This is a genomic window from Enterobacter cloacae complex sp. P1B, from assembly GCF_014982345.1.
GTDB lineage: Bacteria > Pseudomonadota > Gammaproteobacteria > Enterobacterales > Enterobacteriaceae > Enterobacter > Enterobacter bugandensis.
Genome location: NZ_JADCLF010000012.1, coordinates 95,070 through 109,116, shown reverse-complemented (window position 1 = coordinate 109,116; position 14,047 = coordinate 95,070). Strand labels below are relative to the sequence as shown.

Sequence of the window (14,047 nt, the reverse complement as noted above, 5' to 3'; positions counted from 1 at the left end):
GGAGAGGGCTAGGGTGAGGGGCAAATTACGACTTCTTACCCACCGCCTTTCTGCGCTTATCCAAATCTTTAATCAGCCTGTTAACCCCGTCATCGGCAAACATCGTCTCAAGCGTTGTGGACAGCTTGCGGCGCCAGTTCTTGTACTGATAGCTGGTGCCCGGAACGTTCACCGGCTCCGCCATATCAATCCAGTCTTCCGGCTGCAGGCCGAGCAAAGCGCTGTTGCTGTCGGCAATATAGCGCTGCAGGCCACGGTTGAGCGTTGGGGTCATTGCCATCAGCGACGCCTTATGTCCGGCACGCTTCGGCAGACAGCCATGCTTGTGCAGCGCGTCCAGCAGCCCCTGCTTCGCCAGCTCGCGGTCCTGATACAGCCCGCGCAGAACCTCTTCATCTGGATAGAGGCCCAGCGTTTTGCCGAGGGTCAGATCGCCGCTTTCCCAGTAGCCTCTGAGCGTAGGAAGATCATGCGTCGTCGCGACTGCCATTGACTGTTCAGGGTACGCTTTCGGCGCGCGGAAGGTTTTCTCATGGTCGTTTTCAAAATAGAGCACTTTGTAGGAATAAACCCCGCTGTCGCGGAGCTTGCTGACAATTTCCACCGGTACGGTACCGAGATCTTCACCGATCACCATGCACTGATGACGTTTACTCTCCAGCGCCAGGATCGACAGCAGATCGTCAACCGGATACTGCACGTACGCCCCGTGATCGGCCGTTTCACCGTACGGGATCCACCACAGGCGCAGCACGGACATCACGTGGTCAATGCGCAGCGCCCCGCAGTTCTGCATGTTCGCGCGCAGCAGGTCGATAAACGGCTCGTAGGCGCGCGCCGCCATCACGTGCGGATCCATCGGCGGCAGGCCCCAGTTCTGACCGAGCGGGCCGAGGATATCCGGCGGCGCGCCGACGGATGCTTTCAGGCAGTAAAGCTCACGGTCACACCAGGTTTCCGCGCCGCCTTCCGCCACGCCCACGGCCAGATCGCGATACAGGCCGATCGGCATTTTATAGCCCTGGCTCACCTGCCAGCAGGCGGCAAACTGGCTGTACGCCAGCCACTGCAGCCATAGGTAGAAGTCCACCTCGTCGGCATGATTTTTACAGAAGGCTTTGACTTCAGGGGTATCCACGGTCTGATACGCTTCCGGCCAGACCGGCCAGCCCCAGCGCATTTCGTCCTCTTTCACCTGATACGCGTGCAGCGCATCAAATGCCGCCTGCCAGTAGAGGCTTTCACCTTCCTGCATCACGAACTGGCGGAAGGCCGCCATCTGCTCGTCGTCGCGCTTCGCAAAGCCTTTCCACGCCAGGCGCAGAGCCGCCATCTTCAGCGCGGTCACGGAGGCATAATCTACCCAGTCCGCATCGCGGGCCTGCTTCAGCAGCTGCTGGGTGGTCTCAAGCTTCCACCACGCCTGTGCCTCTTTGCTGTTTTTGAAATCGTCTAACGCGTTAACGTCGATGTAAATCACGTTTAGCCAGCGTCGGGAAGACGGGCTGTACGGGCTCGCGCTTTCCGGGTTGGCCGGATAGAGCGCGTGGATCGGGTTGAGGCCGATAAACGCGCCGCCGCGCTCACCAACAGATGCCAGCATCTTTTTCAGATCGCCAAAATCGCCGATCCCCCAGTTGCTGTCGGAACGCAGCGTATAGAGCTGCACGCAGGCGCCCCACAGTTTTTTGCCTTCGAGCAATGCCTGCGGCTCATAGCAGCGTTTTGGCGCGACGATCACCCGGCAGTGAAAACGCTGTTCGTCCTGGGTGAGCGTCAGGCTGTGATAGCCCTCCGGCAGCTTTGCCGGAAGGTTTAACGTTTTGCCGCCGGTGGCGTGGCCTTTATGCTGATGCCCCTCTTCGGTGGTGAGCAGCCAGCTAAACTCGCCACGCCCCTCCACCGCCAGCGGCATCTTTTTGCCTGCGGTAAAGACCTTCACGTTTGGCACCGGAGCAGCCGACGCGTTCGCGTCGGTTTTGTGCATGGCATCCAGCAAACGTCTTTTGGTGTCCGCACCAATAGACTGCGGTTTGCCGTGCGCATTGATGTAACTGAGGCTAATTCCCGCCGCCTGCGCGGCACTGTCCAGACGTTTACTCTCCATCGCGCTTCCTTAGCGTTTTGCCTGCCAGATACGGGCCTGATAATCACGGATTGAGCGGTCAGAGCTGAACATGCCGCAGCGCGCGGTGTTCAGAATGCACGCCCGGGTCCACGCCTCCTGGTCGCGGTACAGCACGTCGACCTGTTTCTGCGCTTCAACGTAGGCCGTGAAGTCCGCCATCACCAGGTACGGGTCGCCACCGTGTTTGTCCATGCTGTGCAGCATCTGGTCAAACGCGTGCTTGTCGCCATCGCTGTATTTGCCGCTTTCCAGCTCCTTCAGCACCGCATCCAGCACTTTGTCTTTTTTACGCCATTTCACCGGGTCGTAGCCTTTGGCCTTGATGGCTTTCACTTCTTCAACAGTATGGCCGAAGATAAAGATGTTCTCTTCACCGACCTTCTCGGCGATTTCGACGTTCGCACCGTCCAGCGTGCCGACGGTCAGCGCGCCGTTGAGCGCCAGCTTCATGTTGCCGGTACCGGACGCTTCTTTCCCTGCGGTCGAGATCTGCTCGGAGATATCCGCCGCCGGGATCAGCATTTCCGCCGCCGAGACGCAGTAATCCGGCAGGAACACGACCTTCAGCTTGTCGCCTACTTTCGGATCGCTGTTGATCGCCGCCGCCACTTTATTGATGGCGAGGATAATGTTTTTCGCCAGGTAGTAGCCCGGCGCCGCCTTCGCACCGAACAGGAACACGCGCGGCACGCGGTCGGCCTGCGGGTTCTCGCGGATCTCTTTGTACAGCGCCAGAATGTGCAGCAGGTTCAGGTGCTGACGCTTGTACTCGTGCAGGCGTTTGATCTGGATATCGAAAATCGCGTTCGGGTTGATCTCAATCCCGGTACGCATTTTCACAAACTCCGCCAGGCGAACCTTGTTCTCCAGCTTGATCGCGCGGTACTGCTCGCGGAATTTCGCGTCGTCGGCGTATTTTTCCAGGTTAATCAACTGGTCCAGATCGTTGGCCCACTCTTTCTTCAGGGTCTTATCCAGCAGGCCGGCCAGCAGCGGATTGCACTGCTTGATCCAGCGACGCGGCGTAATGCCGTTGGTCACGTTGTGGAACTTGGTCGGCCACAGCTGGTGATATTCCGGGAACAGATCTTTCACCACCAGATCGGAGTGCAGCGCCGCCACGCCGTTCACGGCAAAGCCGCTCACCACGCACATGTTCGCCATACGCACCTGTTTGTCGTGCACCACCGCCAGCTTCGCCCAGACGGCTTTGTCGCCCGGCCAGGTTTTCTCCACCAGCGCTTTAAACTGGTCGTTAATCTTGTTGATGATCTGCATGTGGCGCGGCAGCAGCGTTTTCACCAGCTTCTCATCCCAGCACTCCAGCGCTTCCGGCATCAGGGTGTGGTTGGTATAGGCGAAGGTGCGGCTGGTGATGGCCCAGGCGTCGTCCCAGCTCAGCTGATGCTCGTCAATCAGCACGCGCAGCAGTTCCGGGATGGCAATAGTCGGGTGCGTATCGTTAAGCTGAATGACTTCGAAGTCCGGCAGCTGCGCCAGCTTGCGGCCCGCCAGGTGATGGCGACGCAGAATGTCCGCCACGGAGCAGGCGCACTGGAAGTACTGCTGCATCAGACGCAGCTTTTTACCCGCCAGGTGGTTATCGTTCGGATAGAGGACTTTGGTCAGCTTCTCGGCGTCGATGCCCTGCTGCTCGGCACGCAGGAAATCGCCGTCGTTGAATTTGGTCAGGTTGAACGGATGCGCGTGCTTCGCCTGCCACAGGCGCAGCGGCTGCGCCACGCCGTTACGGTAGCCGAGCACCGGCAGATCCCAGGCTTCACCGGTAATAGTGAACGCCGCTTCCCAGAGCCCCTGCTTCGTCACTTTCCCGCCGATGCCGACCTGCACGTCCAGCTGCGCGTTGTGGCGGAACCACGGGTAGGTATTGCGATGCCAGTCGTCCGGCGCTTCCATCTGGTGGCCGTCGGCAAACGACTGACGGAACAGGCCGTACTGGTAGTTCAGGCCATAGCCAATCGCCGACTGGCCGACCGTTGCCATAGAGTCAAGGAAACAGGCCGCCAGACGCCCCAGTCCGCCGTTGCCCAGCGCCGGGTCGATCTCTTCTTCCAGCAGGTCGGTCAGGTTAATGTCGTGCTCTTTCAGCACATCACCCACCTCCTGATACCAGCCAAGGTTCAGCAGGTTGTTGCCGGTCAGGCGGCCAATCAGGAACTCCATTGAGATATAGTTAACGTGACGCTGGCCTTTGACGGGCTTCGCCACGGGCTGAGCATCCAGCTGCTCTGCGAGCGCCCCGCTCACCGCCTGCCACCACTGGTGAGGCGTCATCTCGTTTGCAGCATGAAGGCCAAAACGCTGCCACTGACGCGTCAGGGCAGCCTGGAATTGAGCTTTGTTGAAGGTAGGCTGTGACATAGGGGATCGGCATCCTTTAGAAAGAAAACACAAGTTGGCGCTAGTGTGCCTGGCTCATTTCACCTCTTCCTCCTCCCGTGGGGGATTAGACAGGGAGGAGTAGCGGGGATGAGCGTAAAAGTGTGATCGAGGCCACTCTGAGAGCATAGCTGGAGTGTGCCCGGAAGATAAAAAAGTAACCGGGGAGAATGTCAAAGAAATGAAATGCGGTTTTGGATGAAATTAATCCACGCGGAAATGATTGCTTACGGAGAATAATATTTCAGCAATCGGCTCCTGCCTAAGGAGATTATTAATCTCACTCAACTTTACCCGAAGTTTATTAAATTCGACGTCATTATACCTTTCTGAAACCAGTTTCAGCCCAGCCTCGTGACATCCATACAAGCCAGCATTGACGCGGCATCAAAGCCTTTTCAAAAAAGTTCCAGTACTGGCCGGAATGTTTTGTGACAGAGTGCAAATTCAGAGCCACAAAAGCCAGACATAACTTGCAATAGTTCTCTTTCTGACCGACCTTATAGCTATTAATTACGAAGCGCAAAAAAAATAAATTCTCTCGTTCCCCACAGTGAAGTGAAACCTATGTTGATTCCGTCAAAATTAAGTCGCCCGGTTCGTCTTGACCATACAGTGGTCCGCGAGCGTCTGCTGGCTAAACTTTCCGGCGCGCATAATTTCCGACTGGCGCTGGTTACGAGCCCTGCAGGTTATGGAAAAACAACGCTCATTTCACAATGGGCCGCAGGTAAGAGCGATCTTGGCTGGTACTCCCTCGACGAGGGCGATAACCAGCAAGAGCGTTTTGCCAGCTATCTGATTGCCGCTATTCAACAGGCAACCAACGGACACTGCGTCGCCAGCGAGGCAATGGTGCAAAAGCGCCAGTACGCCAGTCTGTCCTCCCTTTTCTCTCAGCTGTTTATCGAACTGGCCGAATGGCATCGCCCGCTGTACGTGGTGATTGATGACTATCATCTGATCACGAACCCGGTTATCCATGAGTCGATGCGCTTCTTCCTGCGCCACCAGCCGGAAAACCTGACCCTGGTCGTGCTGTCACGCAACCTGCCGCAGCTCGGTATTGCCAACCTGCGCGTGCGCGATCAGCTTCTGGAAGTGGGCAGCCAGCTGCTGGCCTTTACCCACCAGGAAGCGAAACAGTTCTTTGACTGCCGCCTGACCTCACCCATTGAGGCCTCCGAAAGCAGCCGCTTGTGTGATGATGTCGCAGGCTGGGCTACGGCGCTGCAGCTGATTGCCCTTTCTGCCCGGCAAAACAACAGCCCGACGCACCAGTCTGCGCGCCGTCTGGCCGGCATCAACGCCAGCCATCTTTCGGATTACCTGGTGGATGAGGTGCTGAACAGCGTCGATCCCTCCACCCGCAATTTCCTGCTGAAAAGCTCCCTGCTGCGCTCCATGAACGACGCGCTGATTGTGCGCGTAACAGGCTGTGAGAACGGTCAGCTGCAGCTGGAAGAGATTGAACGTCAGGGCCTGTTCCTGACGCGCATGGACGACCCCGGCGAGTGGTTCAGCTATCACCCGCTGTTTGGCAGCTTCCTGCGCCAGCGCTGCCAGTGGGAGCTGGCAACGGAATTGCCGGAAATCCACCGCGCCGCCGCTGAAAGCTGGATGGCGCAAGGCTTCCCGAGCGAGGCCATTCACCACGCGCTTGCCGCCGGTGACGCCAGCATGCTGCGCGATATCCTGCTTAACCACGCGTGGGGGCTGTTTAACCACAGCGAACTGACGCTGCTGGAAGAGTCGTTGAAAGCCCTGCCGTGGGAGAGCCTGCTGGAGAACCCGCGCCTGGTGCTGCTCCAGGCCTGGCTGATGCAGAGCCAGCACCGCTACAGCGAAGTGAATACCCTGCTGGCGCGCGCCGAGCAGGAGATGGAAAGCGAAATGGATATCACCCTGCACGGCGAATTTAACGCCCTGCGGGCGCAGGTCGCGATTAACGACGGCGATGCGGATGAAGCGGAACGGCTGGCGATGGTCGCGCTGGATGAACTGCCGCTGGCGAATTTCTACAGCCGGATTGTGGCTACCTCGGTGCACGGCGAAGTGCTGCACTGCAAGGGCGAACTGACGCGCTCCCTTTCGCTGATGCAGCAAACCGAGCAGATGGCGCGCCGACATGATGTGTGGCACTACGCCCTGTGGAGCCTGATCCAGCAAAGCGAGATTTTATTCGCACAGGGGTTCCTGCAGGCCGCCTGGGAAAATCAGGAAAAAGCGTTCCAGCTGATTCGTGAACAGCACCTGGAACAGCTGCCGATGCACGAGTTCCTGTTGCGTATTCGCGCTCAACTGCTGTGGGCATGGTCGCGTCTGGATGAAGCAGAAAGCTGCGCCCGTCAGGGTGTGAACGTGCTCTCTGGCTTCCAGCCTCAGCAGCAATTGCAGTGTCTGGCCCTGCTGGTGCAGTGCTCGCTGGCGCGTGGCGATCTGGATAACGCCCGCAATCACCTTAACCGTCTGGAAAACCTGCTCGGCAACGGTCAGTACCACAGCGACTGGGTATCGAACGCCGACAAGGTTCGGGTGATTTACTGGCAGATGACGGGGGACAAAAAATCCGCCGCCAACTGGCTGCGCCAGACGCCTAAACCGGAATTTGCCAATAACCACTTCCTGCAAAGCCAGTGGCGCAACATCGCCCGCGTGCAGATCCTGCTGGGTGACTTTGAGCCTGCCGAAATTGTGCTGGAAGAGTTAAACGAAAACGCCCGCAGCCTGCGTCTGATGAGCGACCTGAACCGCAACCTGCTGCTGCTCAACCAGCTTTACTGGCAGGCGGGCCGCAAAAATGACGCCCAGCGCGTGCTGCTGGAAGCCTTGCAGCTGGCGAACCGCACCGGGTTTATTAGCCACTTCGTGATTGAAGGTGAAGTGATGGCGCAGCAGCTGCGCCAGCTGATTCAGCTCAACACGCTGCCGGAGCTGGATCAGCATCGCGCCCAGCGAATCCTGCGCGAGATTAATCAGCACCATCGCCACAAGTTTGCGCATTTCGACGAGAACTTTGTTGAACGCCTGCTGAACCACCCGGAAGTGCCGGAGCTTATTCGCACCAGCCCGCTCACCCAGCGCGAATGGCAGGTGCTGGGGCTGATCTATTCAGGTTATAGCAACGAGCAGATTGCCGGTGAGCTGGCGGTGGCGGCAACCACCATCAAAACGCACATTCGCAATCTGTATCAGAAGCTGGGCGTGGCGCACCGTCAGGATGCGGTGCAGCATGCGCAGCAGCTGTTGAAGATGATGGGGTACGGAGTTTAGTTTTGTGCGGCCTGATGCCCTCACCCCGGCCCTCTCCCACAGGGAGAGGGAGAACGGCTTTTCAACACAACTCTAACTGCAAATTATTATCCTTAATCACCTGCATCACGCCCGCTGGCGGCATCACGTCGGTATAGACCGCATCCACCATGCTGATGCTGCCCATGTTCACCATCGCGTTACGGCCAAACTTCGAGTGATCCACCACCAGCATTACGTGGCGCGAGTTCTCAATAATCGCGCGCTTGGTGCGCACCTCGTGGTAATCAAACTCCAGCAGCGAGCCGTCGGTGTCGATGCCGCTGATCCCCAGGATGCCGAAGTCGAGGCGGAACTGAGAGATAAAGTCGAGCGTCGCTTCGCCAATAATCCCGCCGTCGCGGCTGCGCAGTTCGCCACCCGCGAGGATGATGCGGAAATCATCTTTCTGCATCAACGTGTTGGCGACGTTCAGGTTGTTGGTCACCACGCGCAGGTTCTCGTGATCCAGCAGCGCATGAGCGACCGCTTCTGGCGTGGTGCCGATGTCAATAAACAGCGTCGCACCGTTCGGGATTTGGCTCGCCACTTTACGCGCAATGCGCTCTTTCTCTGCCGTCTGCGTGGCTTTACGGTCGTGCCAGGAGGTATTGACCGAGCTGGACGGCAGCGCCGCGCCGCCGTGGTGGCGCAAAATACGGTTCTGGTCGGCCAGATCGTTCAGGTCACGACGGATGGTTTGCGGGCTGACTGCAAACTGCTCGACCAGCTCTTCGGTGCTGACGTATCCCTGTTTTTTGACCAGTTCGATAATGGCGTCATGACGTTGTGTTTGTTTCATCAATTATCCCTGAGAATTATGTTCGTTTTCGCGCATGGAGCGTGTCGGCAAGCGCCATTGCAAGACCGACGGCGAGGCCGGTGACGTGCGCACCATTGGCGATAGACATACCAAACAGATCAAACCATCCGGCAATTAGCCATATTAACGCAAAGGCTATTAATCCGCGTTGTAAATAGATGCCGCTTTCCGGGTCGCGCTCCCCGCGAAGCCAGACGTAGCCCATCAAAGCGTAGACGACACCCGACAGCCCGCCGAACCACGGGCCGCTGAATTTATGTTGTACATAGCCGCTCAGCAGGGCGCTGATTACGGTGATGACAATCAGCTTGCCGCTGCCGAGCCGCTTCTCAACGATACCGCCGAGATACCACCACCACAGCAGGTTAAAGAGGATATGCATCACCGAGAAATGCATCAGCGCGTGGGTAAAGTAGCGCCAGACGTTAAAATCCAGCGACGGATCATACGGCCACGCCAGCGCGATCATCACGCTCTGGTCGCCCACCACGTTCATAATAATGAAGACAATAATGCAGGCCGCCATCAGCAGCAGCGTAAACGGGCCCGCGCGCTCGCGAATCGTGGCAAGGAAGGGAAAGCGGCTGTAATGCAGTCCGCTGCCGGTCTGCCCGGATTGCCAGCTGGCCGCCAGATAGCGCGGGTCGCCGGGGTTCTCAAGGAAACGCGCCAGCTCCTCGTTGACCCGCGCAGCCTGGCTCTCGTCGGCCAGCCAGACGTCGGTCTGAGTATGTTGCTGAATGGTCAGAATAACGCCCTGCGTCGCCATATAGTCGACAAACGCCTGGGCGACGCGCGGGTTGGTAAAAGAGGTGATCATCAACATGGGCAGCGGTCGCTTATTTCCACACAAAAGGGGACAGTATAGCGGGATTAGCGCTCAAACGCGTATTCCACTTCTGCCGGGAAATGACGATGCCAGGCATCAAAGCCGCCGTCGACGCTGTATACCGCGTCATAGCCTTGCTGAATCAGATACTGCGCCGCGCCTTTGCTGCTGTTGCCGTGGTAGCACATGACCATAACGGGCGTTTCGAAGTCGTTATCGCGCATAAACGCGCCCAGCGTGTCGTTGGTCAGATGAAACGCGCCCGGCGTGTGGCCCATCGCAAAACTCTGCGGGTCGCGGATGTCCACCAGCACCGCTTTTCCCTGGTGCATCTTCTGGTGGGCTTCTTCTACGTTAATACATTCAAACTGATCCATGGTGTTCTCTTTTCAGTGGTCAACGACAAGATTTTACCCCGTAGTGTACGTCCTGGCGGCGGGTAAACGCCATTATGTTATCCATATCACTCTAAATTGTTTTTTTGATGTTACCAAAAGCGCGTTCCTTTGCTATTATGAGCGATATCGAACATTTTTGAGCTTTAACGAAAGTGCATGAGGGTGTTATGGAAACCAAAGATCTGATTGTGATAGGCGGTGGCATCAACGGTGCCGGTATTGCGGTTGATGCCGCAGGACGCGGTTTATCCGTGCTGATGCTGGAAGCTAACGATCTCGCCTGCGCGACGTCGTCCGCCAGCTCCAAGCTGATCCACGGTGGCCTGCGCTACCTGGAACACTACGAATTCCGCCTGGTCAGCGAAGCGCTGGCCGAACGCGAAGTGCTGCTGAAAATGGCCCCGCATCTGGCGATCCCGATGCGCTTCCGCCTGCCGCACCGCCCGCACCTGCGTCCGGCGTGGATGATCCGCATCGGCCTGTTTATGTACGATCATCTGGGCAAACGCACCAGCCTGCCGGGTTCGAACGGTTTGCGTTTTGGCTCAGAATCGGTCCTTAAGCCGGAAATCGTGCGCGGTTTCGAATATTCAGACTGCTGGGTGGACGATGCGCGTCTGGTTCTGGCGAATGCGCAGATGGTCGAGAAGAAAGGCGGCGAGGTGAAAACCCGGACCCGCGCGACCGCCGCCCGTCGTGAAAACGGCCTGTGGATTGTGGAAGCAGAAGACGTGGATACCGGCGAGAAGTTCAGCTGGAAAGCGCGCGGCCTGGTGAACGCCACCGGCCCGTGGGTGAAGCAGTTCTTCGACGACGGCATGCACCTGCCTTCGCCGTACGGCATCCGCCTGATCAAGGGCAGCCACATTGTGGTGCCGCGCGTGCATACCCAGAAGCAGGCTTATATCCTGCAAAACGAAGATAAACGCATCGTGTTTGTGATCCCGTGGATGGACGAATTCTCCATCATCGGGACCACCGACGTGGAGTACAAAGGCGATCCGAAAAACGTTGAGATCGACGAGAGCGAAGTGAACTACCTGTTGAAAGTGTATAACGCACACTTTAAGAAACAGCTGTCGCGCGACGACGTGGTCTGGACCTACTCCGGCGTGCGTCCGCTGTGTGATGACGAGTCTGACTCACCGCAGGCCATCACCCGCGACTACACGCTTGATATCCACGACGTAGACGGTCAGGCACCGCTGCTGTCGGTGTTTGGCGGCAAGCTGACTACCTACCGTAAACTGGCCGAGCACGCGCTGGAAAAACTGGCGCCGTACTACAAAGGTATTGGCCCGGCGTGGACCAAAGAGGCAGTGCTGCCCGGCGGAGACATTGGCGGAAACCGCGACGATTACGCCGCGAAGCTGCGTCGTCGCTTCCCGTTCATTACCGAAGGGATGGCGCGCCACTACGCCCGCACCTACGGCAGCAATACCGAGCTGTTCCTGGGCGACGCGAAATCGCTTGCCGATCTGGGTGAACATTTCGGCCACGAACTGTACGAGGCCGAGCTGCGCTACCTGGTTGAGCACGAGTGGGTTCGCCGCCTTGAAGATGCCATCTGGCGTCGTACCAAAGAAGGGATGTGGCTCAACGCCGAACAACAGTCTCGCGTGGCGCAGTGGCTGCAGCAGCATGCGGGGAAGCGTGAATTATCATTGGCGTCGTAAATGAAAAAAGCCCGGTGGCGCCACCGGGCTTTGTTTTTACAACCGCACCGGATCAATATGCCAGATGTTCTCGGCATACTCCTTGATGGTCCTGTCAGACGAGAAATACCCCATGTTGGCGATGTTGTGCATCGCCGCGCTGGTCCACTTCTCCTGCTGACGGTACAGCTCATCCACTTTATCCTGGCAGTCCACGTAACTGCGATAATCCGCCAGCACCTGATAGTGGTCGCCAAAGTTAATCAGCGAATCCACCAGATCGCGATAGCGGCCCGGCTCGTCGGGGCTGAACACACCGGTCGCAATCTGCGTCAGGACCTGACGTAGCTCTTCATCCCCTTCATAGAACTCACGCGGGGAGTAGCCTTTCCTGCGCAGCGCCTCCACTTCTTCGGTGGTATTGCCGAAGATAAAGATATTCTCTTCTCCTACGTGCTCCAGCATCTCGACGTTCGCCCCGTCCAGGGTGCCGATGGTCAGCGCGCCGTTGAGGGCAAACTTCATGTTGCTGGTGCCGGACGCTTCCGTTCCCGCCGTGGAGATCTGCTCGGAGAGATCTGCCGCCGGGATGATCAGCTGCGCCAGGCTGACGCTGTAGTTCGGGATGAATACCACCTTCAGCTTGTCGCCAATCTCCGGATCCTGGTTCACCACCTTCGCCACGTCGTTGATCAGGTGAATAATGTGCTTCGCCATGTAGTAAGCGGAAGCCGCCTTACCGGCGAAGATCTTCACGCGCGGCACCCACTCTGCGGTTGGATCGGCCTTAATGCGGTTGTAGTGAGTGATCACGTGCAGCACGTTCATCAGCTGACGCTTGTATTCGTGGATGCGCTTGATCTGCACGTCAAACAGCGCTTTTGGGTTTGCGACCACGTTGAGGTGCATCGCCAGCCAGACCGCCAGACGTTTCTTGTTCAGCAGCTTGGCTTCCCGCACGGCCTTGTTCACCGTCGGGAAATCAATATGCTGCTTAAGCTCGCTCAGCTGGCTCAAATCGGTACGCCAGGTGCGGCCGATATTCTCATCCAGCACGTCAGAGAGCGGCTGGTTGGCCAGCGCCAGCCAGCGGCGCGGCGTAACGCCGTTGGTGACGTTGCAGAAGCGCGTCGGGAAGATCTTCGCGAAGTCCGCAAACAGGGACTGCACCATCAGGTTCGAGTGCAGCTCGGACACGCCGTTGACCTTGTGGCTGATGACAACCGCCAGCCAGGCCATGCGCACGCGACGACCGTTGGATTCATCAATGATCGAGGCACGGCTCAGCAGCCCGGTATCGTTCGGGTACTGCTCCTGCAGCGTCTTGAGGAAGTAGTCGTTGATCTCGAAGATGATTTGCAGGTGGCGCGGCAGAATTTTGCCGAGCATGTCCACCGGCCAGGTCTCCAGCGCTTCGCTCATCAGGGTGTGGTTGGTGTAGGAGAACACCTGGCACGTCACCTCAAACGCGTCGTCCCAACTGAACTTGTGCTCGTCGATCAGCAGGCGCATCAGCTCGGGAATGGAGAGCACCGGATGGGTGTCGTTAAGGTGAATCGCGGTTTTCTCCGCCAGGTTGGCGTAGGTTTTGTGCAGCTGATGGTGGCGGCTGAGGATGTCCTGAATCGTCGCGGAGACGAGGAAATACTCCTGACGCAGGCGCAGCTCGCGCCCGGAGTAGGTTGAGTCATCCGGGTACAGCACGCGGGAGACGTTCTCGGAGTGGTTTTTATCTTCCACCGCGGCAAAGTAGTCGCCCTGGTTAAATTTACCGAGGTTGATTTCGCTGCTCGCCTGGGCATTCCACAGGCGCAGCGTATTGGTCGCATCGGTGTCATAGCCGGGGATGATCTGATCATAGGCCACGGCGAGGATCTCTTCGGTTTCCACCCAGCGGGACTTTTTCCCTTCCTGCTGAATGCGTCCGCCAAAGCGCACCTTGTAGCGCGTGTTGTGGCGCTTGAACTCCCACGGGTTGCCGTATTCCAGCCAGTAGTCCGGGGACTCTTTCTGCCGGCCATCAACGATGTTCTGCTTGAACATGCCGTAGTCGTAGCGAATACCGTAGCCGCGCCCCGGCAGCGCCAGGGTTGCCAGCGAGTCAAGGAAGCAGGCGGCAAGACGCCCGAGACCGCCGTTACCCAGCCCCGGGTCGTTCTCTTCGTCAATCAGCTCTTCTAAATCCAGCCCCATCTCTTCCAGCGCGGTTTTGACGTCGTCGTAGATACCGAGCGACAGCAGCGCGTTGGAGAGGGTGCGGCCAATCAAAAATTCCATCGACAGGTAGTAAACCTGCCGCGTCTCCTGCGAAAGCTGGGCGCGGTTAGAGCGCAGCCAGCGTTCGACCATGCGGTCACGCACCGCAAACAGGGTGGCGTTCAGCCACTCGTGCTTGTTGGCGATGACCGGATCTTTCCCGATGGTAAACATCAGCTTGTAGGCGATGGAGTGCTTTAACGCCTCAACGCTGAGCGTGGGGGAAGAGTAGCTAAATGGAGCGTTCATATCAGTAACTTCGCCTCG

The 14,047-nt window shown here is 58.0% G+C and carries 8 protein-coding genes; 2 read left to right on the top strand and 6 right to left on the bottom strand.

The genetic code is table 11. From position 1 onward, the window contains the following. Positions 1 to 25 precede the first annotated feature (25 nt). On the bottom strand, positions 26 to 2,107 hold the full coding sequence (gene malQ / locus INF77_RS12550) for a 4-alpha-glucanotransferase (protein WP_193532548.1): 2,082 nt from the start codon (positions 2,105 to 2,107) through the stop codon (positions 26 to 28). A gap of 9 nt (positions 2,108 to 2,116) precedes the next feature. After that, positions 2,117 to 4,510, bottom strand: a complete 2,394-nt coding sequence (malP, locus tag INF77_RS12545; RefSeq protein WP_193532549.1) for a maltodextrin phosphorylase — start codon at positions 4,508 to 4,510, stop codon at positions 2,117 to 2,119. Between the two features lie 585 nt (positions 4,511 to 5,095). Between malP and malT the strand changes: the two genes are divergently transcribed. Then, positions 5,096 to 7,801, top strand: coding sequence for an HTH-type transcriptional regulator MalT (gene malT, locus INF77_RS12540; RefSeq protein WP_193532550.1), 2,706 nt, complete (start codon positions 5,096 to 5,098; stop codon positions 7,799 to 7,801). Positions 7,802 to 7,862: 61 nt separating this feature from the next. Here malT and INF77_RS12535 read toward each other — a convergent pair whose 3' ends face one another. From INF77_RS12535 to glpE, 3 genes are read right to left on the bottom strand one after another with little or no spacing between them, the layout of a single operon-like run. Next, on the bottom strand, positions 7,863 to 8,621 hold the full coding sequence (locus INF77_RS12535; RefSeq protein ID WP_028014684.1) for a DeoR/GlpR family transcriptional regulator: 759 nt from the start codon (positions 8,619 to 8,621) through the stop codon (positions 7,863 to 7,865). Between the two features lie 16 nt (positions 8,622 to 8,637). Beyond that, complete coding sequence (glpG, locus tag INF77_RS12530; RefSeq protein ID WP_193532551.1) at positions 8,638 to 9,468, bottom strand: rhomboid family intramembrane serine protease GlpG; 831 nt, start codon at positions 9,466 to 9,468, stop codon at positions 8,638 to 8,640. Positions 9,469 to 9,515: 47 nt separating this feature from the next. After that, positions 9,516 to 9,848: a thiosulfate sulfurtransferase GlpE gene (glpE, locus tag INF77_RS12525; RefSeq protein WP_028014686.1), complete on the bottom strand. Its 333-nt coding sequence runs from the start codon at positions 9,846 to 9,848 to the stop codon at positions 9,516 to 9,518. A 188-nt stretch (positions 9,849 to 10,036) separates the two neighbouring features. Here glpE and glpD point away from each other — a divergent pair, with 188 nt between their 5' ends. Next, the gene (gene glpD, locus INF77_RS12520) at positions 10,037 to 11,545 is read left to right on the top strand and encodes a glycerol-3-phosphate dehydrogenase (protein WP_041911900.1); all 1,509 of its coding nucleotides are present in this window, start codon (positions 10,037 to 10,039) and stop codon (positions 11,543 to 11,545) included. Positions 11,546 to 11,581: 36 nt separating this feature from the next. On the opposite strand, the gene glgP is transcribed toward glpD, so the two are convergent. Further along, the gene (gene glgP / locus INF77_RS12515; protein WP_041911899.1) at positions 11,582 to 14,029 is read right to left on the bottom strand and encodes a glycogen phosphorylase; all 2,448 of its coding nucleotides are present in this window, start codon (positions 14,027 to 14,029) and stop codon (positions 11,582 to 11,584) included. Positions 14,030 to 14,047 lie beyond the last annotated feature (18 nt).

What these genes read in the sequence shown, in the direction of transcription:
- malQ (WP_193532548.1), bottom strand. Translation starts at nt 2,107, where the DNA reads ATGGAGAGTAAACGTCTGGACAGTGCCGCGCAGGCGGCGGGAATTAGC.
- malP (WP_193532549.1), bottom strand. Translation starts at nt 4,510, where the DNA reads ATGTCACAGCCTACCTTCAACAAAGCTCAATTCCAGGCTGCCCTGACG.
- malT (WP_193532550.1), top strand. Translation starts at nt 5,096, where the DNA reads ATGTTGATTCCGTCAAAATTAAGTCGCCCGGTTCGTCTTGACCATACA.
- INF77_RS12535 (WP_028014684.1), bottom strand. Translation starts at nt 8,621, where the DNA reads ATGAAACAAACACAACGTCATGACGCCATTATCGAACTGGTCAAAAAA.
- glpG (WP_193532551.1), bottom strand. Translation starts at nt 9,468, where the DNA reads ATGTTGATGATCACCTCTTTTACCAACCCGCGCGTCGCCCAGGCGTTT.
- glpE (WP_028014686.1), bottom strand. Translation starts at nt 9,848, where the DNA reads ATGGATCAGTTTGAATGTATTAACGTAGAAGAAGCCCACCAGAAGATG.
- glpD (WP_041911900.1), top strand. Translation starts at nt 10,037, where the DNA reads ATGGAAACCAAAGATCTGATTGTGATAGGCGGTGGCATCAACGGTGCC.
- glgP (WP_041911899.1), bottom strand. Translation starts at nt 14,029, where the DNA reads ATGAACGCTCCATTTAGCTACTCTTCCCCCACGCTCAGCGTTGAGGCG.